This window comes from Agrobacterium sp. fls2-241-TYG-188a (assembly GCF_030209845.1).
The window spans coordinates 914,503-935,172 of record NZ_JARVRD010000001.1; the positions used below are offsets into that span (position 1 = coordinate 914,503).

A 20,670-nucleotide genomic window follows, 5' to 3' on the forward strand; every position below is an offset into this window, starting at 1 on the left:
GGACGCAGCTGGAAACACGCCCTCTGCAGGGAACAAAGAGAAGCCCATGGGGAAATTTTCAATGAAGCTTGTGCTGCGAGACGCCGGGATCGGCATAGCCCTACTTGTCCTGATCGCTATCTTTTCATTCAGCACGCAGCATTTTCTCAGTCCCAATAACATTTCGAATATTCTCACCCAGATAACCATCAATCTGATCCTCGCCATCGGCATGACCTTTGTTATCCTGATCGGCGGCATAGATCTGTCTGTTGGCTCCATGCTCGCTTTGTGCGCGGTGGTTGGCGGAACTGTTCTGACAATTCCAGATCTCGACGTCTGGCAAGCCGTGGGCCTCGCCACGCTTGCAGCCATGGGCACCGGTGTCGTCTGCGGCTTCATGAATGGCTGGATCAGTGCCTTCTGGGGGCTTCCGTCCTTCATCGTGACCTTGGGCATGCTCAACATTGCCCGTGGCGCAGCACTGGAAGTGACGGACGCACGCACGATCTATTCGTTCCCGCAGGCATTTAACGCCTTTGGGTCGAAGATGTTTTACGGCGTTCCCGTTGTTTTTCTGATCGCGCTCGCTTTGGTCGTCGTTGCTTGGTTCGTCCTATCAAAAACCGTTTTCGGCAGACTTCTCTACGGGATCGGCAACAATGAAGAGGCTGTGCGCCTCGCCGGCCATTCGCTCATGGTCTACAAGGTTGCAGCCTTTACGATTGCCGGTGCGCTGGTCGGTATCGCTTCGATGGTCTATATGGCGCGCCTGAATATCGCCAGCCCGATCATCGGCATCGGCTTTGAGTTGAATGCCATTGCCGCAGTAATTATAGGCGGAACGAGCCTGAGCGGAGGCAGAGGAACGGTCATCGGCACCTTGCTCGGGGCAGCGATTATTGGCGTCCTTGCAAACGGTCTCATCCTGTTTGGCCTAAGCGATTTCATGCGGCAGATGATTACCGGCGTCGTTATCATCCTCGCTGTCATTATCGATAAATACCGCGAACGTATCACTGCCATGTAACTCAAACTTCAAACGGTGAGCCTGATATAGAGGGCATACCGTTTCAGTCTGCGCAGCCGCAAGATGTCGCGGTCGCGCAGAGCCCCCCCCCCCGAAACTTGCAGTTTCATTCGGCATTCGTTGATCAATCTTGCCTTGGGTGATAACTGATTGGGCCACGCAACGAAACAGCAGCCAGAGTTTCCCCATGATGAGCGAAGACCAGCAGGTTTCAGGCAGACAGATTGCGGCGGCACGGGTGCTTCTTGGCATGGAGCAGGCGACGCTTGCCGCGTCGTCACAAGTTCCTGTCGAAGCCGTCATGGACATTGAAGATTTACGCCAGGGTGGGCATGAACATCTGCGGGCTGTAATCAGTTTTTTGCAGTCTTCTGGCATTTCCTTCATTGACGACAACAAGACGTCTGCGGCTGGTGGGCCAGGCGTAAGGCTGTTGAAGTCACCAGACGAATTCGATACCGATCAGTCTCAGACTGTTCAATATCCCGAACATTTGGCGCCGGATGCGCCGACAGGTGCAGGTGGCTGATGCCAAAGAAACAAAAGATCGAGCACTCGGAATTTTCAGGCGAGTTCGAAGATGACGGCGTTACCGTGCTTGTCGATATCTTCCGGCCTGCCGGGACGCAGCAGGATTGGCAGATGGAGGTCGTCAGCGAGGATGACGACGTGACCTCATGGGACGAACCTTTTGCGACCGACAAGGACGCATGGGAAGAATTTCTCGCCACTGTCGAAAAAGACGGGATACGCACGTTCCTCGAGGGCGAGGAACCGGCGGTTCACTGAAGCGCTCCGCGATTGCTTTTAACGAAATGAGGCCAGACGGGACATCCTGTCTGGCCTCACTGTTATTTGTCGATTTCCCGCCTTCGCGACCTCAGTCGATCTTGGCCAGAAGCTCCGAGACCGACTTTTTGGCGTCGCCGTAGAACATGCGCGTATTGTCCTTGTAGAACAACGGGTTTTCGATGCCGGAATAGCCTGTACCCTGCCCTCTCTTGGACACGAAGACCTGACGCGCCTTCCAGACCTCAAGCACCGGCATCCCAGCGATTGGTGAGTTGGGGTCTTCCTGCGCCGCCGGATTTACGATGTCGTTCGATCCAATAACTATCACAACGTCGGTTTCCGGGAAGTCCTCGTTGATTTCATCCATTTCGAGAACGATGTCGTAGGGCACACGGGCTTCTGCCAAGAGAACATTCATGTGACCGGGGAGACGCCCTGCGACCGGATGGATGGCGAAGCGGACGTTCTTGTTGGCTGCGCGCAGCTTGCGTGTCAGCTCCGAAACAGCCTGCTGGGCCTGCGCAACCGCCATGCCGTAACCGGGCACGATGATGATGCTGTCAGCATCATTGAGCGCAGCCGCCACGCCATCGGCATCAATAGACAGCTGTTCACCGGAAATCTCCATGGCTGGACCTGTCGTGCCACCGAAACCGCCAAGAATGACCGAGATGAAGGAGCGGTTCATGGCCTTGCACATGATATAGGACAGGATGGCACCAGACGAACCAACCAGCGCGCCGGTGACGATCAGCAGGTCATTACCGAGCGTAAAGCCAATCGCGGCAGCTGCCCATCCTGAATAGGAATTGAGCATGGATACGACGACAGGCATATCCGCGCCGCCAATACCCATGATGAGATGGTAGCCAATGAAGAAGGCAAGCAGCGTCATCAGGATGAGCGTCCACGCGCCCGCGCCGTTCAAATACATGAGCATCAGGATCAGCGACAGGATCAAGGCGCCCGCATTGAGAAAGTGCCCGCCGGGCAGCTTCTTCGCCTTGCCGTCCAGCCGCCCGGCAAGTTTGCCGAATGCGACCACGGAGCCGGTGAAAGTGACGGCACCAATGAAGACGCCGAGGAAGACCTCAACCTTCATGATGGCGAGTTCGACAGGTGTCTTGTGGGCAAGAATGCCTGCAAAGCCCACAAGGCCCGCGCGCTCGATGGCATCCATTCCAGCAACGCGCCATGCTTCGATATGCGCGTTGAAGCCGATAAACACGGCTGCGAGGCCGACGAAAGAATGGAGCGCAGCGACAAGCTGCGGCATTTCCGTCATCTGCACGCGACGCGCCAGATAGGTCCCGAGAGCCGCGCCAGCTGCAATCATCAGGATGATGATAAACAGGTTTTCAACGCCGGGGCCAAAAATGGTGGCGATGACCGCGAGCGCCATGCCGACAATGCCATACCAGATGGCGCGGCGCGCGCTTTCCTGACCGGAAAGACCGCCTAGTGAAAGAATGAAAAGGACAGCCGCGGAAATATAGGCCGCCGAAACGATACCAGTTGTCATGATGATGCTCCCCCTAAAATGCTCAAGACTTCTGGAACATGGCGAGCATACGCCGTGTCACGAGGAAGCCACCGACGATGTTGATCGTCGCGACAAGCACCGAGAGTGCTGCAAGGATCACCACAAGCCAATTTCCCGATCCGACCTGAAGGAGCGCACCAAGGATGACGATTCCAGAGATGGCATTCGTCACCGCCATCAAGGGCGTGTGCAGCGAATGCGAAACATTCCAGATGACCTGGAAACCGATGAAGCAGGACAGGACGAACACGACGAAGTGGCTCATGAAGCTTGCAGGTGCAACAGCACCGACCAGCAGCAGCAAGCCCGTGCCCACGGCAAGCAATATGCCCTGATTGCGCGATTGCGTCTTGAACGCAGCAAGTTCCTGAGCGCGTTTTTCCTCCGGCGTTGGCTCCTTGGCCTTTGCCTTCGGTTTTGCGGCGGCAATGGCCTGCACCTTCGGAGGCGGTGGCGGGAAGGTTATGTCTCCAGCATAGGCAATCGTCGCGCCCCGGATAACATCATCCTCCATATTGTGAACGATCTGCCCATCTTTCGCTGGCGTCAGATCGGCAATCATATGGCGGATATTGGTGGAGTAGAGCGTCGATGCCTGTGATGCCATACGGCTTGGAAAGTCAGTGTAACCAATGACGATCACACCATTGTCCGAAACAATCCGCTGATCGGTAACCGTCAGATCGCAATTGCCACCGCGTTCTGCGGCTAGGTCGACAATGACCGAACCGGGCTTCATCATCGCAACCATATCGGCGAGCCAGAGTTTCGGCGCATCGCGACCGGGTATCAGGGCCGTAGTGATGACAATGTCGATCTGCGGGGCAAGCTCACGAAACCGCGCCAATTGCTTCTCGCGAAACTCCGGTGAAGATGGGGCGGCATAACCTCCCGTCGCAGCGCCGTCCTGGTGCTGGTCGCTGAAATCGAGATAGACGAATTCGGCGCCCATGCTCTCGATCTGCTCGGCGACTTCCGGGCGCACGTCGAATGCGTAGGTGATCGCTCCAAGAGACGTGGCAGTACCGATTGCGGCAAGACCGGCAACGCCCGCGCCGATGACCAGCAGTTTTGCCGGAGGCACCTTTCCCGCTGCCGTAACCTGACCCGTGAAGAAGCGGCCAAAATTGTTGCCAGCCTCTATGACCGCGCGGTAACCGGCGATGTTGGCCATGGAAGACAAAGCGTCCATTTTCTGCGCGCGCGAAATACGCGGCACCATATCCATGGCGATGACATTGGCGCCGGTGCTCTTCGCCGCTTCAAGGAGTTCCTTGTTCTGGGCTGGATAAAAGAACGATATCAGCGTCTTGGAAGCATCCAGCCGGTTGAGCTCCTCGGCCTCCGGCGGGCGGACTTTTGCAATGATGTCAGCTTCTGCGAATAATTTCTCGGCAGTTTCAACGACGGTTACGCCAGCGTTTCTGAAGGCTTCATCGGAAAAGCCTGCACTGATACCTGCGCCGGATTCGACCAGGCACTGGTGACCCAGTTTCTGCAACTGCAGGGCACTGTCAGGCGTTAATGCGCACCGGGCTTCCCCCGGATATTGTTCTTTCGGTGATCCAATTTTCATTTCTAAACCTTGGTAAAATGCCACTCAAAAAGACGCACGAAGAAGAGCGGCCCAGACAATACTGATGCCGCAATCAATCTTGTCTTTCCGAAATCGTCAACCACACCTTGCCGTCACATTGGCAGTGTCGCTACGTTATTTGACACCATTTGAGAGGAATGCCTGCAACTCCGCTGTCTGTGGATTCTCGAACAGCTCTTTGGAAGGTCCCATTTCCCAGATCTTGCCGTGATGCATGAAGACGGTGACATTCGCCACGCTGCGGGCAAAGCTCATTTCGTGGGTAACGAGCAACATCGTCATCCCTTCCCTCGCGAGCTGTTCCATGACCAGAAGAACTTCTCCCGTCAATTCCGGATCGAGAGCGGAGGTCACTTCATCGAACAACATGACTTTTGGCCGCATGGCCAGCGAGCGCGCTATGGCGACGCGCTGCTGTTGCCCGCCAGACAGCATATCGGGAAAGGCATCGAACTTTTCTGCCAGACCGACCTGGGCCAGCACCTTGCGCGCCAGCGCCTCGGCCTCACCATGAGACACGCCCTGCGTTATCCGCGGCGAAAGCATGATGTTCTGCCCGACATTGAGATGCGGGAACAGATTATAGCTCTGGAAAACGATACCGACGTCCTTGCGCAATTCCTGCAGCTTTGCCGGATTTTGCTCGACCCGATGGCCAGCGACCGTAATCGCTCCCGACTGGAATTGCTCCAGACCGTTGATACAGCGAAGCATGGTGCTCTTACCTGAACCGCTTCGCCCGATGATGGCGACCACCTGCCCTGCTTCGACGGTAAGAGAAACACCTTTCAGGACTTCGAGCGCGCCATAGCGCTTATGGACTTGGTCAATGGCTACGACCGACATGGAGAACCCTTTCAAGATGGCGACTTAGACGCGACAGCGGAAAGCAGATTGCGAAATAGAGGATGGCAACGACGAGAAAGACCTGGAACGGCTTGAAGGTCGCGTTGTTGACGAGCTGGCCGGCGCGAGAGAGTTCGACGAAACCGACGACGGAGACAATCGAGGTATTCTTCACGAGCTGAACGAGGAAGCCGACCGTCGGCGGCAGCGAAATGCGCAGGGCCTGCGGCAGGATGATGTATCGGTACTGCTGGAACCTCGACAGTGCCAGCGAGGCGGAGGCCTCCCATTGCTGCGAAGGAACCGCCTGGATCGATCCACGCCAGATTTCGGCCAGATAGGCAGATACGTAAATGGACAGCGAAATCGACGCTGCGAACAAAGGTGGGATTTCAACACCGAACAGTGTCAGCCCGTAATAGGACATGAACAGGATCATGAGCACCGGAATGGACTGAATGACGGTGATGTAACCCGCCGCTATGGTCCGCAAGACGGAACTGCGGGCAAGGCGCATGATGGCAAATATGCCGCCTGCGATGGTACCGAAACCGAACGCGATGGCCGTCAGCACAATGGACCAACCGGCGGAGCGCACCAGGAACATAAATTCTGGCCAACCAAATGTAGACATCAGGCAACCCCTCCTTCAACGGCCAAGGGCGCGGTGACGACTGTCCTTCGGTTGAAGAGACGATAGCCGATCCAGAACAGGACAAGCTTCAAGACGAGTGCCATGCACAGATACAAGATCGTGACCACGATGTAGGTTTCGAAGCTTCTGAACGTCCGCTGCTCGATGATCGAGGCGGCGCCGGAAAGTTCGGGAACTGAGATGAATGAGCAGATACTGGAGGCCAGAAGCATGAGAACGAACTGGCTGGACAGTGCAGGCCAGACCTTGGAAATCGATGGCTTTAGCACGACATAACGGAAGACCTGCAAGCGACTGAGTGCCAGCGAAAGACCCGCCTCAATCTGAGAACGGTGTATGGATTCGACACCCGCACGAATAATCTCTGTCGCATAGGCCGACAGATTGAGCGTCATGGCCAGCAGCGCGGCCTGCGTGCCGGACATGCGCAGCCCAAGCAGCGGCAAGCCGAAGAAGATCATGAAAAGCTGGACAAGAAACGGCGTGTTGCGAAGCAACTCCACATAGGAGTCCACCCCGAAGCGCACCGCACCATTGCCCAGATGCCGCAGTGCGACAAGCAGGATTGCAACACAGGTACCAAGCGCAATAGCCGTGGCGGAAAGCCCAATAGTCAAGGCAATGCCACGCATGATGAGATCGGATTCCGCAAAGACGGATTCGAAATGCAGTGAGAAATTCATGAAATTACTTCCTCCCGGTAATCCCGTCCTCGCGGCCTACCAGGCGCGCGAGGACGTTCGTCAGGCCGACTTAGAAAGTCGGGAGTACCGGCAATGGCGATCCGACCCATTTGCGGGCGATGGCATCCAGTTCGCCGTTCTGCTTGATGTAGTAGATCGTGTTGTTCAGCCACTGATGCAGGTCATAGGCGTCCTTGCGGACCGTCATGGAGTTGGGCTGGACCTGGAAGATGAACTTGACTTCACTGGTCGTATCGCCGCGCAGACGCATGGCAGCATTTGCCTGCGCGTCAGGTCCTGCGATTGCCTGGACCTGACCGGAGAAAAGCGCCTGCATGGTGGTGGCGTCATCGTCAAACCGAAGGATCGTCAGGCCCAGCTCTTTCTCACGATTGACGAACTCCCTCTCGACGCTTGATCCGCGATTGACGCCGACAGTCATGCCCTTGAGGTCTTCCCACTTGGAAATGGCCGTATCCTTATGGGCGTAGATGCCGACCTGGAATGCGCTGTAAGGGTTGGTAAACATCACCACCTTGGCGCGTTCGGGCGTAGGCGCCAGCGTCGCAACCAGAAAATCGACCTTGCCGGATTCCAGCGCTGGAATACGCGAAGGCGGCGTCAGCTGAACCATTGTCACAGGAACGCCCATGTACTTGCCCACCAACGCAGCCACATCAGCATCATAGCCAACGGCATTGCCCTGCGCATCTACGGAGCCGAATGGAGGCGCACCAACAAGCACACCAATCTTGACCGAACCGCGCTTGACGATTTCGTCAACGGTCTGCGCATTTGCAAACCCGCTGGTCAAAACGCCTGCACACACGGCTACCAAGGCTGCTGCTGTTTTCAAATTTCTAAAGAAGCTCATCACTCTCTCCCTTTTGATTGAGCTATTGATCAAGTCATCAACGTTCCGATTGCGCCCTCTGAATGATGTTGACGCATTCACGGCCCTCCAGCCGCCGGTTGATATTGTCCGCAATTGTCTGCTGGCGACGGCGAACCGTGCCGCTTGTCCAGCCGGACATGTGCGGTGTCATCACGACATTGTTCAGTTCGTGAAACGGTAGTGCCGAGGGCAGTCGGTTCGGTTCGCCCGGGCCTGGATAGGCGTACCAGGTGTCGATGACTGCACCTGCAATGCGACGCTCGCTCAACGCATCGAACAGAGCCTTTTCATCGATGGTCGGACCACGACCCACATTCATCACAACGGCGCTCGGCTTCATCGCGGCAAAGGCGCTCTGGCCGACAATTCCCTGCGTAGAAGCGGTGAATGGCACTGAAACAATGATAAAATCTGCTGACGGCCAGAAGTTTTCGAGTTGGTCCAGCGAATAGGATTCATCCAACAGCTCAGAAACATCAACACGGGTGCGGTTTGCCACGCTGACACGCATATCAAAGGCTTTTGCCCGCCGCGCAATGGCCTTGCCGATATGTCCAAGACCCAGAAGACCAATTGTCTTTCCAGACATTTCGTCATGTAGCCTGTCTGGAGAGCCAGACCAGTAGGCCCAGTCGCCCTGACGCAATCTGCGGTCCGCATCGACAAGCGGCACGTGCCTGTTCAAAATGGCCGCAAAAACATATTCCGCAATGGCCGGATCGTGGCCGAAGCAATTGCAGACCGTAGCGGTTTTAGGCATCATTTCCAGATTAACGGGATCGTAGCCCGCACCCGGCACGTGAAACAGCTGAAGCCTTTCCGGCGTGGGCAGAGATGCGTCGAACTTGACGCCAACAATCACACCTGCCTGCTGGTAAGCCTGACGCTGATCCTCGGTTTGAAGGACGTCTGGAAGCAGAACAATCTCCGCTCCACCTTGAACAAGACTGGCGAAATCGCTGCTGAAACTGGCAGCATTCTCTCCATGGAATATGATCCGTGGCGACATAAGCACCCCCCAATTGGAATTCTAGAACCTTAAATTTGATGCAGCACAGGCCGCAAACGACCGGAGGCCCGACCTATCCGTCTCGCTCACCATGTGGCGAAGGTAGGTGCCGGCAAAGTTTGCCTCGCCTGCAAACCGCAGCGCGGTGAGGTTGAAGACGTGCCTAAACCTGATTTGTCTCTGTGTCATGAACGACCTCCCCGTACGCTCATTCCTCCATCTTGAGAAAACTCATAAAATATGTTGTGAAATATTACAAGCGATATTATTGTCGCGGCGAAGGCGGCCTGAAGCGCGGCCCACGGGTGGGATCGGTCTGGCTTCAGCCGGATGGGAGGAATTTCAAATGAAGATAACCGCAATAGAAACCTTGCGGACGGAAGAGTTCGCCAATGTTTTATGGGTGCGCGTCCACACGGATGCGGGACACATTGGTCTTGGCGAGACATTTTATGGTGCGGGCTCGGTGGAAGCGCATATCCATGACGTTCTCGCCGGTCGACTGCTTGGCAAGGACCCGTTACGCATCGAGGCCCATGCGAGAGAACTTGTCAATCTACCAATGGCACAAGCGTCCACGGGTGCCGAATACCGGGCGGCATCGGCTATCGATCTGGCACTCTGGGATATTTTCGGAAAGGTCTGCGACCAGCCCGTCCATCAGATGCTGGGTGGCCTGTGTCATGATCGCATTCCCGTTTACAACACCTGTGCGGGCTATGGTTATGTCCGCTCCAATAAGATCAAGCCTGTCGATACATGGAATTTCCGTGACAATTCGGAAGGCCCGTATGAGGACCTTAAGGGCTTCATGACGGACGCAGGTGCTTTGGCGGAAAACCTGCTGGAGCAGGGTATTTCGGCCATGAAAATCTGGCCCTTCGACCCCGCCGCCATCGAGAATGACGGTCGCTATATCACAAGTGAACAGCTGCGCACGGCCATCAAGCCATTCGAGCAGATTCGCAAGCGCGTCGGAGACCAGATGCGTATCATGGTCGAATTCCACAGCCTGTGGAACCTCCCGACCATCAAGAGAATTGCGCGAGAACTGGAGGCGTTCGATCCAACCTGGTACGAAGACCCGATCAGAATGAACTCCGTATCGGCACTCTCGGAGCTTGCAGCATCAACAAGCGTGCCAATTTGCGCATCCGAAACACTGGGCTCCCGCTTTCCCTACAAGGACATGCTGGAATCTGGCGCCATCGGAATCGTCATGACCGATCTCGTCTGGACGGGCGGACTGACCGAAGGTCGGAAGATCGCTTCCCTCGCCGACACGTATCACCGCCCCTACGCACCGCATGATTGCACCGGCCCCGTTGCCTATGCGGCAGCCGTTCACTCCTCGTTTTCACAAACAAATACAATGATCCAGGAGTCGGTGCGCGCCTTTTACACCGGCTGGTACAGCGAACTGGTGACCAATGTTCCGGTGATTGAGAACGGTTACGTTCTGCCGATGGAAGGACCAGGACTTGGCACCGAGCTGTTGCCACAGGTTTTCGAACGGCCGGACCTGACTGTTCGGCGCAGTGCCCTTTGAGGAGATGAATATGACAAAATCTGGGATTTTCGATCTGTCCGGGCGCACCGCTCTCGTAACGGGATCGTCGCGCGGACTTGGGCGCGCGATGGCAGAGGGTCTGGCCAATGCAGGGGCTCGCATTCTCATCAATGGAACTGATGCTTCGCGCGTTGCACAAACGGTGAAGGAGTTTTCGGATAACGGCCACTCCGCCGAAGCCGCGCCTTTCGACGTGACATCAGAAAGCTCGATACTGGAGGCTTTCAGCCGTTTCGATGCGGCGGGCATTGAGATAGACATCGTCATCAACAACGCCGGTATCCAATTCCGCAAGCCGATGGTCGAACTTGAGACCGCTGATTGGCAAAGGGTGATCGACACCAACCTGACCAGCGCCTTCATGATTGGCCGAGAAGCAGCCAAGCGGATGATTCCACGCGGCTACGGAAAAATCATCAACATCGGGTCCCTGACAAGTGAACTGGCCCGCGCCACGGTCGCACCCTACACGGTGGCCAAGGGCGGCGTGAAGATGCTGACCCGGGCCATGGCGGCGGAATGGGCGCAGCATGGCATTCAATCCAATGCCATCGGCCCCGGATACATGCTGACCGACATGAATCAGGCACTGATCGACAATCCGGAATTCGATGCCTGGGTAAAGGGACGCACACCATCCCGGCGGTGGGGGCGACCTGAGGAGTTGATTGGAACAGCCGTGTTCCTCGCCTCATCTGCGTCTGACTACGTCAATGGCCAGATCATCTATGTCGACGGCGGAATGTTGGCGGTTCTCTGAGCCCCATTGCCAAACTTATCGGGAGGATAAGACCATGCGAGGTGTCATCATCCACGCACCAAAAGACCTGCGCATTGAAGACGTCAAGGAGCAGCCGATCCTGGCAGACGAAGTGCAAGTGGCAGTCGTGACCGGGGGAATCTGCGGTTCAGACCTCCACTACTACCATCACGGCGGCTTCGGCACGGTCCGTGTGCGCGAGCCAATGGCCTTGGGCCACGAATTTGCCGGCGTGATCGTGGAAACGGGTGGTGACGTTTCTCACCTTGTTCCGGGAATGCGGGTTGCCGTCAATCCATCACGCCCCTGCAACACGTGCCGCTATTGCCTTTCGGGAATGCAAAACCAGTGCATCGACATGCGTTTCATGGGAAGTGCAATGCGCACGCCCCATATTCAGGGCGGATTTCGAGAGACCGTCGCCGTTAATGCGTCGCAGGCAGTGCCGATCTCAGATCGCCTGACCATGGGCGAAGCCGCGATGGCGGAACCCTTGGCTGTTTGTCTGCACGCCGCACGTCAGGCCGGTTCTCTGCTTGGAAAAAAGATCCTTATTACCGGTGCGGGGCCGATCGGAATGCTGGGCGTCCTCGTAGCAAGGCTCGCGGGGGCATCGCACATCGTCGTTACTGATGTTGCCGATGCACCCTTGAAACTTGCCGCCCATATCGGAGCGGATGAAGCGGTCAACGTCCTGCGCGATCCAGCAGGACTTGAGCCATACAAAGTGGAAAAGGGCGTATTCGACGTCGTGTTCGAAGCATCCGGCAATCAGTCCGCACTTGTGTCTGCCCTCGATGTCCTGCGGCCCGTCGGCACCATCGTTCAATTGGGCCTGGGTGGAGAGATGACACTCCCCATCAATCTGCTTGTTGCAAAGGAACTGCAGCTGAAGGGCACATTCCGCTTCCACGAGGAGTTCGCCCAAGCAGTTGACCTGATGGGACGCGGCCTGATCGACGTCAAACCGCTGATCAGCGCAACAGTGCCGTTCGAAAACGCTCGCGACGCCTTCGAGCTCGCAAGCGACCGTTCACAAAGCATGAAGGTTCAGCTTCAGTTTCAGGATACCCACGCATGACCGACATCGTCGCCCAACAACTCACAGCAGAGGCTTTTGCCCCTTTCGGATATGTTTCAGAAACGGGAGATATCAGCTCCCAGCTGTCTGTGACCCAAGCCTACGAAGGTGCGCAGGAAGCCACACTCCCTGTCTTGAACATCGTCCGCATGAAGGGTGTCGCAGAACGTGCACAAGTCTCGCAGCTGGAGATCCACCCCTACTCAAACCAGACATTTTTGCCGTTGGACTCAACGCCATCGATGATCGTGGTTTGCGAAAAAGCACCTGATGGAACGCCAGATGTTTCATCCATCAAGGCGTTCATTGCCCAGCCGAACCAGATCGTCACCCATCGCCAAGGCGCGCTGCACCATCTCCTCACGCCCATTGGCGCAAAGGGCCTGTTTGCCATGACCATGCGCCAGACAGGACGGGGCGATGACACGGTTCTTTACGATTTGGTGAAACCGGTTAGCGTGACAATCCCGGACTAAAGTGGCTTGATCGCCGCGACGAAGTTGCCGTCCACCGTTCGAGACAGTTAAACCAATGCTCAAGGCGAGATTTATGCTGCGGGATGCCACAGTCGGTCGGCGAAGAATCTTTGCCGACTGATCGCCATTATCGCGGCATGTTTCGTGGGTAAATCCACGCTTCTGATATGCGAAAAACCGGATTTCTGTAAGTTGCGCAGCTGCCGGTGATGCCCGCTGCTTGGTTCCTGCACGATCCGTTGCGTGCGCGGATCGTCGAGAAACATGAAATGCAGGAGCGAGGGAAGCCATGCGGTGAACCAGTCTCGCCCGCGGCAGTTTTCTTCGCCGACGATTACATGGCAGCCCCGATCGTAATCACCCGCATCACAGAAGGTACCGACAATGTCTTCCTTGGCCCAATAGACCTCGAAATAGGCAAATGCCCGGTTATCGAAGCGGCCGATCAGAGGCATGATGTGAGGATCGGCAAACATGCCTTCGAGGTACTGCCTATGACGATCTTCATCCCCTGCCTCGTGCCAGAATTCGTTGACGCGCGGATCATTCATCCAGCGATGCACAAGAGGCAGGTCATCAAGCGTAGCGACATCCAGGGAAATTACGCCATCTAGCCATGGAATTTGACGCGCATAGACGGTTCCAGATGGTTTTGGCGGGCGCAGCGGGTGTGCGATTTTTCCGTCGAAGACGCCATAGTGAGGAAAGACGGATGTTAGAGATGGCGACCATAATCGTGAGGTCTGCCAGAACATCTCACCCATCAGGACGTGCTGCATTTCCCTGGCCTGCGTGAACCAGATGCCATTAAGGTTCAACTCGCCCAGTAAAGGCGACCACGCCTGACCGCTGAGCGAAAGCGACTGCAAGGAAGGCAATGTTGCAAACAGATACTCGAATGCGGCACTCGTCAGACGCCAGGCACGATCTGGTACGTTTGATATGTCCAGAAGCTCGATTTGCGCGTGAATATCATCCGGCACGAGCCGAAAAACGGCATTCAAACCCTGGCCTGCGTCGGCAAGCAAGGTTGAACCTCGCTTGCGCAACACGACTGCATTTTCGCCTTCGTTACAGAAAGCGCGATACACGAGGGGATCGGACGCCCAGCCCGAAAGCGGGCGCCCGGCGGGATTGACGATACCGTGCCGTATGTCACCCTGATGGTTCATCAGAAAACTTTCGTCAGCGAAACGGCGAAGGTGCGGCCGCGTCCTCTGTAGTCGAAAATTTCGTTGCCAACTGCCTGTCCGACTGAAGCGCCGTACAGAGCTTTGGCGCGAGAGCCCCAGATGGTGGTGTAATCCGTATCGAAGAGGTTCTGAATGCCGAAATTAAGCGTCGTGCTGGCAGTCTCGAACTTGTATCCGCCTGTCAGATCAAACAGCGTATACCCGTCAATCTTGAAGTTATCGGCATCGGTCAGATCGAAGATATGTTGGCCGGACAGCCTGACGCTCAATGCATCATTGGTCCAGCCGACATAGCTGCCAAGCTTGGAAACGCTGGCATTCTGGATCGTGGCCGTTTTCCAGCCGCCATTGCTCTTAACGTCCGTCCTTATCCATTGGCCCAGAAGGCCGACGTCGAAACCATGGTCGAGTTTGGCTCCGATCTTTCCTTCCAGACCATAGACGCGCTTGTCTTCGTTCAGTACGTTCACAGCCAACGATGTACGATCCAACGTGATCGACTTATCGGACAGTGAATAAAATGCTGCTGTCTCTACCGTGTAAGTGCCGTCGTCGAAACGATATCCGGCTTCAACCGAATTCGTCTTGATGGCCTGCAGTGCGGACTCGGCGACATTGACGCTGTTGCCAAGCACGTATCTGCCACCAACGAGGGTGTAGCTTCCGATGCCGTAGTATTTTGCAGGATCCGGAAGTTCGAAGCCTTGGCTGAAGTTTGCGTAAACCTGCTGCGTGTTGTCGATCTCGTAGGTCGCACCCGCATTGAACAGGAAGTCGTCATAATTGACACTGCCTCCAGAAATCGTATCGGCGGATGTCCCACGACCCTGCAATATGGCAACTTGCTGCGAAGCACCGATAAAATCGCCAACATCGGTGTGAACGAACTGGTACCGCACGCCGCCGTTGAGGGTCAGCCGATCGGTAGCCTCATAGGACGCCTCTGCAAATCCTGCGACTGTCGATACCTTTATTTCCGGATAAAGGCCGGTTATGCCAAGCGTGCTGAAATTCATCCCGCCGCTGGTAGCCGCCGTTGTGAAATCAAAGACATTTTGATGCGAAGACAGTGCGTCGTGATCCGCATCGATACCATAGGTGATCTTCAGCCTGTCGGTGGGCTCCGCGACAAGGGCAGCCTTGCCGGAAAAATAATCGGTTTCCTGGTGGCTGCCCCCAAAATACAATCGACTGGGCAGCAGCGCGTTGGATGCCGGGAATGGGGCGAAGGAAATGCGCTCTTTACGGAAGGCACCTTGCAGCAAAAGTTGCTGCCCCAGGAAATCCTCGTCCGTGTAGGTCGCATTAAACATTGTGCGCTGCGTACGGGGATTAAAGTCCGAATTGTAACCGTCGCGCGTTTGAAAAAGGGCCGGATTGCCAGTCGAAAGGCCACTCAGACCAGCACCGTAATAAAGCCCGAAATCCGAATCCTGCTTGCTGTCGTAATATTGACCGGACAGCTCCAGACGTCTGGTATCATCGATCTGGAAACCGACCGAGCCCATGAAGTCCACCCGCTTGTTGAAAGCGGTCGACGTCTGGACGATGTCAGGCGTTACCATCGTGCCGCTGCCATCATAATAGGCGCCGCTACGATCACCTGAAATGGACAAACGCGCGTCCCAGTTTTCGGCGTTGTAGGTCACCGCGCCCTTGGCAAAGCGATCAAAATCCTCAGTGCCGGCAAATCCGGTTTCGGCGCCCGTGGTCACTTCACTGTGAAGGCCTTCCGGGGCGTCCTTGCCCTTCTTTGTGATGATATTGATGATCCCGCCCGTGGCATTGCCGCCATAGATTGATGTTGCGCCCGAAAGGACTTCGATGCGCGCGATATTGAAGGGATCAATCGAGTCGAACTGTCTGCTCAATCCACGTGCTGAGTTCATGGAAACGCCGTCGATCAGCACAAGGGCGGTACGTCCGCGAAGGTTCTGGCCATAGGATGTTCGGGCCCCGTCGCTTGCCGCATCGAAACTCGGAATGCTGTCGGCAAGGATCTGCTGCACGGATTTTCCGGCATTCGCCTGTGACGTAATCTCTTCGCTTTCAACAACATAGACAGTTTTGGCGGTCTCTGATATCTGTTGTGGCGACCGCCCACCTGTCACCACGACTGTCTCGAGGACCGTCGTCCCCTCGGTCGCATCCGAATTTTGAGATGCATCCTGCGCCTGCGCCGAAACGTTGACGCCCGTCGCAACGGCAACCGCCAACAGGCTTACGCTAAAATTCCACTTCCTGATCATTCCGTCCCCAACCCACTAAAAAATTTTCGCAGCCGTCCAACTACGGTAATACCCTACTATTTTCATCATGTTTTATGAGCTAAGAATGAGATGCGCTTGGATGTGCACGAACAGGTTTTGGACAATTGCGAACATCAACAGAAAAGACAGGTTCATTCCGATGGAAATAATTCGTCCTCTCAAACTCGGAACAATTTCGCTTCCCGATGCGGAAAGCAGGCTTGTCTGCCGCACGATCTTGCTGGACATGCTGGGTGAAGCGACCATTACGGTGGACGAAGGTGATCTGGGAGGCGTAACCGGCCTGTTCTGGAAACACGTCGATCTGTCGCTCGCCACACTCTACCTGCCAAAAACACCCCTGCGTCTCACGGCCAATGGCATCGGCACGCCGGGTATTGTCATTCTGCGCGCCACCGACGGACCGATGATCGTGCACCACCGCCAGCAGGTGTTTACCTTGGCATCGCGCGATGTCATCCTGCTTCCCGCCGATACATCGTCGGAAATTGTGCTCCCTGATGGCGGCAGGTTCGATTGCGCCCATCTACCGCATTCCGCCATCGCGCCGCTGCAAAAATCTCTCGATCGTCTGTTACTGCGAAAATTCCACGCCGAATGCCTGCCGCTGCAGCTATTGACCAACTATGCCGGGTATCTTCTGCGACAGGACCATCAGGACAAGGACCACGCCAGCATGATGGTGGCGCATTTCTATTCCTTGCTTCCTGTTCTGGCTCAGGAGGTGGCTGAAAACCCGTCTGTCCCGGACTTGCCGCAAAATCGTGTCGAGTCGATAAAGGCGCTGATTGAGGCAAATCTTGCCGATGGCTCTTTCTCGATTGCCGACGTTGCGAAGGTAGAAGGTATCACGCCTCGGGCCATCCAGAAAATATTCAGCCGTACTGGCACAACCTTCTCGCGCTACGTGCTGGAAAGACGCCTCGTTCTGGCAAAGACGATGATCCTCTCAGACACGGCATCACGCCCCATCAGCCAAATTGTCTACAGCGTCGGCTTCAACGATCTGTCCTACTTCAACCGCACATTCCGCAGCCGGTACGGCATACGTCCCACCGATCTGCGGCGCATGAGCGGGCAGACGGGGGACGCATGATCTGCGGCCGTTGGGGGCCTTTTAGCCCCCGTATCGGCAGTCAGGCCGCCGCTTTTTTCCGCTCGAAGTAAACCAGCGGATTGCTGACCATGCCTTGAAAGTCCGGCACCGGGCGCTCATCATCGTCAGCATAGCCATGCGTAAACAGCCGGACGCGGTTCAGGCACAGGCGGGGATACTCGTCATCGAACAGACCGAATATGTCGAAGCGATCTGCCATATCAGGGAACCGTGCCTGATAACGGCGCACACTCTCTCCGGCCAGACTCCAGAAAGTCTCCTCCGAAAGCCCCGCCCTCCGGTCCAGCAAGACGGACATGTAGCGGAAGACGCAAATGAAAAGGGTCGTCTGGATGAAGTGGATCAGGAAGTCCGGCGGCAGCCGTAGGAGCACGTCCTGTACCTTGGGAGGAAGTGTCGCTGTTTCTGGAAAGTCCTTGTCGCAAACGATGACATCATCGATGAAATCCCTCAGCGCCAGCCGTTCCGGCAGTCCGTTCTTCAGGATGAGCGTTGCATTCTGACCGTGGGCGGAAAATGCAAGGCCGTGGCGTGCAAGCAGGTGATAAACGGGCGGGATCACCACGTCGAAGAAGCACGACATCCAGTGATCAACGCTCGCGCCGGCCTTTCTGGCAAGCGCCTGAACGACGGGTTCGCCATCGCTGCCGGAATGCATGAAGGCAGCCAGCGGTAGTCCGGTTTCATCCGCTTCCAGATAGTTGGCAAGGCTATCTCGCCAGAGGCAACCCAGCATCTCGTTGAATTGATAGGGCGCACCGGCGATCCGGGAAAACTGAGGGTGGACATAGTGCATTCCGGCTCTTTCGCCGAGAAAGACAAGGCGGCAATCCTGGGAAAGAAACGTGTCATTCTTCAGCAGTTCATCCAGCCAGGTGGTAAACGGCGCAGCCGTCAACGCTCGCTTGCCAGGAATGCCGCGATAGACTGCGGTATTGAGGATCGTCATGCACAGCTTCAGAGTTGATTTTGCGGGGTTTGTCACATTCGACATCGTTCTGACTGACTGCTGCGGCAGATAGAGATCATCTCCCTCGCCCAGAAGAACGATGTGCCCGGACGCCAAATCTGCGGCAAAATGCGGCAGGATCATATGGTCCCACTGCCACGGATGGACTGGCATCATGTGGTGCGTCGCCAAGGACGCGCCTGAGGCCTGAAGCTTTGCGATGAACGCCTGGAAGGTGGCATCACCAAGAGCTTCCGTAACGAGATGCTCATTGGTCACACCATGTTCGGCCACAAAAGTGGCGCGCTCCATGCTGACACCGATCCACACGACCTTTGAAGCGTGGCGATTCTCTGGGGTGTAGGCCAGGTAATCGTCATAACCCAGACCAATACGACCCTTGCTGACCGTGACCCACGGATGCCCCGTGGTTTCACCTTCCATGCTGAGATCATCGAGTTCAGCCAGCTCGGCACCGGTCTTGGTGGCGCGAGCCGCAATATGGGCGTCCGCAACCAGGGTATTGCCGAGTTCGCGGATGAAATGCGCGACAGTCATGGGTTTGACCCCGAGTTCAGGCAACACTTCGGCACAGAAGGCGAGCGGATCGTGAATCGGTGTCTCTACCCCGCCCGATCGCTTGACGATGCTGGAGGGCTCGACAGAAAGATTGTCGAACACATAACGCTTGGCGCGAAAGCCGTAGGAGGCATCGGCAAAAATGATCCGGTAATGGCCCGGCTTTTCCTCGGTGACCGGGAAAACGCGCTCATAGGCAAATTCCTCGATAAGTTTGGCGAGCAACCGAAGCGAGGTTTCTTTCCACAATCCCGGAGCGAAGGCGGGCTGGAATGGTGGCTCAAATTGCGCGGGCATAGACATCTCCTGAAATCTTCGTGGCTCGGGACAGGTTCTGCGGTGTTCCGAAAGTCTGGAACGCCGACCTTGCATCGACGCGGTACTGCTCTCGTTGCAGCAGTTGATTGATGATGACCGCATTGCGGAACGGCCCGAGACCAAGATCCGGCGCGCCGACTCCGTGCTGGAAGGTTTCCGCGTTTTGGACGAAAATGGCACCTTTGCCGCCGTCCTTGCGCTGCGCCCTGAAATGGTCATCGACGATGAGGTCGCCGCGTTCGCAGGTCTCGAGAACTTCGCCCTTCAACTTCTCCAGCCACTGAGGCCAGGCATGGCGGTATCCCGTTGCCGCCACGATCGCATCAGCCTCGACCGTATTTCCTTCACCTGAGAGGTTGTGCCGGACGCGAACGTTCATTCCGCCGGAAAAGCCGCTAGCTTCCACATTCGTAACCTCGCAGTTCGATGCCAGCGCAAGCCCCGGCTCACGGCCGCCGATGGAGCGTTCATAGAGAAGGTCGAATATTTCGGAAATCGTGGAAAAGCTGATGCCCTTGTAAAGGAGGCCCTGATCGGCCACCACGTCTCGCCGCTTTGATCGCGGTAGCGTGTGGAAAGCGCGCATATAGTCGGGCGTGAAATATTCCAGCCCGAGCTTCGAATACTCCATGGGGAAGAAGCCCGCCGAACGGGTAATCCAGAGAATCGAAGCACCGGCGGCAATTCTTTCCGGTGTCAACTCGTTGAACAGCGCCAGCACGCATTCAGCAGCGCTCTGGCCGGAGCCGATAACGGTTACGCGGCGTGCCTTGACCAACTCTGCCTTCTTCTTCGCAAATTCGGCAGAGTGGAAGATGGGCGCGCTGCCCTGAATGGCCGCCCATGCGGGCAAATGAGGGGTCGTCCCAATCCCCAGCGCCAGATTACGGCTGAGATAGCTGCGGGATGCGCCGGTCTGGCTGCGTGTCTCCGTCAGGAAGGCGTCCGACTGTGCATTATACTGGACATCGACAACAGTTTCGCCGAAGCGGCAGCTTTCAAGCTGCTGCGATGCCCAGCGGCAATAATCGTCATATTCCTGCCGGGGAATCTGAAATTTCTCATAGAAATAGAACTTGTAGAGACGGTCATGGACGGCAAGATAATTGAGAAAACTCAGGGGGTGGGTGGGGTCGGCCATCGAGACGAGGTCCGCCAGGAATGGTACCTGAAGGGTTGTCCCCGGAAGGATCAGCCCTTCGTGCCATCGAAAGCCGGGCTTGCGTTCAAGGAATGTCGCCGAAACTTCCCGATGGGATGAGAGCAGTGAGGCAAGGCCGAGGTTGAACGGGCCGATGCCGATGCCGGTCAGGTCGAGTATGGTCATG

Annotated in this window: 19 protein-coding genes; 8 read left to right on the plus strand and 11 right to left on the minus strand. The window is 56.2% G+C overall.

All coding sequences use genetic code 11. The annotated features are described in order from the left end of the window. The first annotated feature begins 46 nt into the window (after nt 1-46). The 3 genes from QRN85_RS03940 to QRN85_RS03950 all read left to right on the plus strand — a co-directional run bounded on the left by QRN85_RS03940 (nt 47) and on the right by QRN85_RS03950 (nt 1,798). A complete protein-coding gene (locus tag QRN85_RS03940) occupies nt 47-1,009 on the plus strand; it encodes an ABC transporter permease (RefSeq protein WP_113098132.1) in 963 nt (320 codons plus the stop codon). Nucleotides 1,010-1,196: 187 nt separating this feature from the next. Further along, on the plus strand, nt 1,197-1,538 hold the full coding sequence (locus tag QRN85_RS03945; RefSeq protein ID WP_062587938.1) for a hypothetical protein: 342 nt from the start codon (nt 1,197-1,199) through the stop codon (nt 1,536-1,538). After that, the gene (locus tag QRN85_RS03950; RefSeq protein WP_113217966.1) at nt 1,538-1,798 is read left to right on the plus strand and encodes a hypothetical protein; all 261 of its coding nucleotides are present in this window, start codon (nt 1,538-1,540) and stop codon (nt 1,796-1,798) included. The genes QRN85_RS03945 and QRN85_RS03950 overlap by 1 nt, the downstream gene beginning before the upstream one ends. Nucleotides 1,799-1,889: 91 nt before the next feature. Here the strand turns inward: QRN85_RS03950 and QRN85_RS03955 are convergent, their stop codons facing one another. The 7 genes from QRN85_RS03955 to QRN85_RS03985 all read right to left on the minus strand — a co-directional run bounded on the left by QRN85_RS03955 (nt 1,890) and on the right by QRN85_RS03985 (nt 9,029). Continuing rightward, nucleotides 1,890-3,323 carry an NAD(P)(+) transhydrogenase (Re/Si-specific) subunit beta gene (locus QRN85_RS03955; protein ID WP_113170145.1) on the minus strand — a complete coding sequence of 478 codons (1,434 nt, stop codon included), beginning with the start codon at nt 3,321-3,323 and terminating at the stop codon, nt 1,890-1,892. 22 nt (nt 3,324-3,345) lie between these two features. Next, nucleotides 3,346-4,920, minus strand: coding sequence for a Re/Si-specific NAD(P)(+) transhydrogenase subunit alpha (locus QRN85_RS03960; protein ID WP_284757163.1), 1,575 nt, complete (start codon nt 4,918-4,920; stop codon nt 3,346-3,348). A gap of 135 nt (nt 4,921-5,055) precedes the next feature. Further along, complete coding sequence (locus QRN85_RS03965; RefSeq protein WP_284757162.1) at nt 5,056-5,787, minus strand: amino acid ABC transporter ATP-binding protein; 732 nt, start codon at nt 5,785-5,787, stop codon at nt 5,056-5,058. Beyond that, the gene (locus QRN85_RS03970; protein ID WP_062587948.1) at nt 5,768-6,421 is read right to left on the minus strand and encodes an amino acid ABC transporter permease; all 654 of its coding nucleotides are present in this window, start codon (nt 6,419-6,421) and stop codon (nt 5,768-5,770) included. Before QRN85_RS03970 ends, QRN85_RS03965 begins: the two co-directional genes overlap by 20 nt. Next, the gene (locus QRN85_RS03975; RefSeq protein ID WP_113098035.1) at nt 6,421-7,125 is read right to left on the minus strand and encodes an amino acid ABC transporter permease; all 705 of its coding nucleotides are present in this window, start codon (nt 7,123-7,125) and stop codon (nt 6,421-6,423) included. Before QRN85_RS03975 ends, QRN85_RS03970 begins: the two co-directional genes overlap by 1 nt. Before the next feature lie 70 nt (nt 7,126-7,195). Further along, nucleotides 7,196-7,999 carry a transporter substrate-binding domain-containing protein gene (locus QRN85_RS03980; RefSeq protein ID WP_113098034.1) on the minus strand — a complete coding sequence of 268 codons (804 nt, stop codon included), beginning with the start codon at nt 7,997-7,999 and terminating at the stop codon, nt 7,196-7,198. Nucleotides 8,000-8,036: 37 nt separating this feature from the next. Continuing rightward, nucleotides 8,037-9,029 carry a 2-hydroxyacid dehydrogenase gene (locus tag QRN85_RS03985; protein ID WP_284757161.1) on the minus strand — a complete coding sequence of 331 codons (993 nt, stop codon included), beginning with the start codon at nt 9,027-9,029 and terminating at the stop codon, nt 8,037-8,039. Between the two features lie 346 nt (nt 9,030-9,375). Here QRN85_RS03985 and QRN85_RS03990 point away from each other — a divergent pair, with 346 nt between their 5' ends. Genes QRN85_RS03990 through QRN85_RS04005 form a run of 4 tightly spaced genes read left to right on the plus strand, consistent with a single transcriptional unit; the run spans nt 9,376 to nt 12,916 of the window. Next, nucleotides 9,376-10,578, plus strand: a complete 1,203-nt coding sequence (locus tag QRN85_RS03990; RefSeq protein ID WP_113098032.1) for a mandelate racemase/muconate lactonizing enzyme family protein — start codon at nt 9,376-9,378, stop codon at nt 10,576-10,578. A 10-nt stretch (nt 10,579-10,588) separates the two neighbouring features. Continuing rightward, entirely contained in the window at nt 10,589-11,359 is a 771-nt protein-coding gene (locus tag QRN85_RS03995; protein WP_284757160.1) for an SDR family oxidoreductase, read from the plus strand. A 34-nt stretch (nt 11,360-11,393) separates the two neighbouring features. After that, nucleotides 11,394-12,440 (plus strand): L-idonate 5-dehydrogenase, encoded by a 1,047-nt coding sequence (locus QRN85_RS04000; RefSeq protein WP_284757159.1) that lies wholly within the window; start codon nt 11,394-11,396, stop codon nt 12,438-12,440. Beyond that, nucleotides 12,437-12,916, plus strand: coding sequence for an ureidoglycolate lyase (locus tag QRN85_RS04005; protein WP_284757158.1), 480 nt, complete (start codon nt 12,437-12,439; stop codon nt 12,914-12,916). The genes QRN85_RS04000 and QRN85_RS04005 overlap by 4 nt, the downstream gene beginning before the upstream one ends. Nucleotides 12,917-12,987: 71 nt before the next feature. Here the strand turns inward: QRN85_RS04005 and QRN85_RS04010 are convergent, their stop codons facing one another. Both QRN85_RS04010 and rhtA read right to left on the minus strand, forming a co-directional pair. Beyond that, entirely contained in the window at nt 12,988-14,088 is a 1,101-nt protein-coding gene (locus QRN85_RS04010) for a GNAT family N-acetyltransferase (RefSeq protein WP_284757157.1), read from the minus strand. Beyond that, nucleotides 14,088-16,358, minus strand: a complete 2,271-nt coding sequence (gene rhtA, locus QRN85_RS04015; protein ID WP_284757156.1) for a TonB-dependent siderophore receptor RhtA — start codon at nt 16,356-16,358, stop codon at nt 14,088-14,090. The genes QRN85_RS04010 and rhtA overlap by 1 nt, the downstream gene beginning before the upstream one ends. A 160-nt stretch (nt 16,359-16,518) precedes the next feature. On the opposite strand from rhtA, the gene rhrA reads away from it, so the two are divergent. Continuing rightward, complete coding sequence (gene rhrA, locus QRN85_RS04020; protein WP_162723345.1) at nt 16,519-17,475, plus strand: rhizobactin biosynthesis transcriptional regulator RhrA; 957 nt, start codon at nt 16,519-16,521, stop codon at nt 17,473-17,475. 40 nt (nt 17,476-17,515) lie between these two features. On the opposite strand, the gene QRN85_RS04025 is transcribed toward rhrA, so the two are convergent. Both QRN85_RS04025 and rhbE read right to left on the minus strand, forming a co-directional pair. Further along, entirely contained in the window at nt 17,516-19,321 is a 1,806-nt protein-coding gene (locus tag QRN85_RS04025) for an IucA/IucC family protein (RefSeq protein ID WP_284757155.1), read from the minus strand. Further along, nucleotides 19,305-20,669 (minus strand): rhizobactin siderophore biosynthesis protein RhbE, encoded by a 1,365-nt coding sequence (rhbE, locus tag QRN85_RS04030; RefSeq protein ID WP_284757154.1) that lies wholly within the window; start codon nt 20,667-20,669, stop codon nt 19,305-19,307. The genes QRN85_RS04025 and rhbE overlap by 17 nt, the downstream gene beginning before the upstream one ends. Nucleotide 20,670 lies beyond the last annotated feature (1 nt).

What these genes read in the sequence shown, in the direction of transcription:
- QRN85_RS03940 (WP_113098132.1), top strand. Translation starts at nt 47, where the DNA reads ATGGGGAAATTTTCAATGAAGCTTGTGCTGCGAGACGCCGGGATCGGC.
- QRN85_RS03955 (WP_113170145.1), bottom strand. Translation starts at nt 3,323, where the DNA reads ATGACAACTGGTATCGTTTCGGCGGCCTATATTTCCGCGGCTGTCCTT.
- QRN85_RS03980 (WP_113098034.1), bottom strand. Translation starts at nt 7,999, where the DNA reads ATGAGCTTCTTTAGAAATTTGAAAACAGCAGCAGCCTTGGTAGCCGTG.
- QRN85_RS03960 (WP_284757163.1), bottom strand. Translation starts at nt 4,920, where the DNA reads ATGAAAATTGGATCACCGAAAGAACAATATCCGGGGGAAGCCCGGTGC.
- QRN85_RS03975 (WP_113098035.1), bottom strand. Translation starts at nt 7,125, where the DNA reads ATGAATTTCTCACTGCATTTCGAATCCGTCTTTGCGGAATCCGATCTC.
- QRN85_RS04005 (WP_284757158.1), top strand. Translation starts at nt 12,437, where the DNA reads ATGACCGACATCGTCGCCCAACAACTCACAGCAGAGGCTTTTGCCCCT.
- QRN85_RS03970 (WP_062587948.1), bottom strand. Translation starts at nt 6,421, where the DNA reads ATGTCTACATTTGGTTGGCCAGAATTTATGTTCCTGGTGCGCTCCGCC.
- QRN85_RS04000 (WP_284757159.1), top strand. Translation starts at nt 11,394, where the DNA reads ATGCGAGGTGTCATCATCCACGCACCAAAAGACCTGCGCATTGAAGAC.
- QRN85_RS03965 (WP_284757162.1), bottom strand. Translation starts at nt 5,787, where the DNA reads ATGTCGGTCGTAGCCATTGACCAAGTCCATAAGCGCTATGGCGCGCTC.
- rhtA (WP_284757156.1), bottom strand. Translation starts at nt 16,358, where the DNA reads ATGATCAGGAAGTGGAATTTTAGCGTAAGCCTGTTGGCGGTTGCCGTT.
- rhrA (WP_162723345.1), top strand. Translation starts at nt 16,519, where the DNA reads ATGGAAATAATTCGTCCTCTCAAACTCGGAACAATTTCGCTTCCCGAT.
- QRN85_RS03950 (WP_113217966.1), top strand. Translation starts at nt 1,538, where the DNA reads ATGCCAAAGAAACAAAAGATCGAGCACTCGGAATTTTCAGGCGAGTTC.
- QRN85_RS03945 (WP_062587938.1), top strand. Translation starts at nt 1,197, where the DNA reads ATGATGAGCGAAGACCAGCAGGTTTCAGGCAGACAGATTGCGGCGGCA.
- QRN85_RS03995 (WP_284757160.1), top strand. Translation starts at nt 10,589, where the DNA reads ATGACAAAATCTGGGATTTTCGATCTGTCCGGGCGCACCGCTCTCGTA.
- QRN85_RS04010 (WP_284757157.1), bottom strand. Translation starts at nt 14,088, where the DNA reads ATGAACCATCAGGGTGACATACGGCACGGTATCGTCAATCCCGCCGGG.
- QRN85_RS03990 (WP_113098032.1), top strand. Translation starts at nt 9,376, where the DNA reads ATGAAGATAACCGCAATAGAAACCTTGCGGACGGAAGAGTTCGCCAAT.
- QRN85_RS04025 (WP_284757155.1), bottom strand. Translation starts at nt 19,321, where the DNA reads ATGCCCGCGCAATTTGAGCCACCATTCCAGCCCGCCTTCGCTCCGGGA.
- rhbE (WP_284757154.1), bottom strand. Translation starts at nt 20,669, where the DNA reads ATGACCATACTCGACCTGACCGGCATCGGCATCGGCCCGTTCAACCTC.
- QRN85_RS03985 (WP_284757161.1), bottom strand. Translation starts at nt 9,029, where the DNA reads ATGTCGCCACGGATCATATTCCATGGAGAGAATGCTGCCAGTTTCAGC.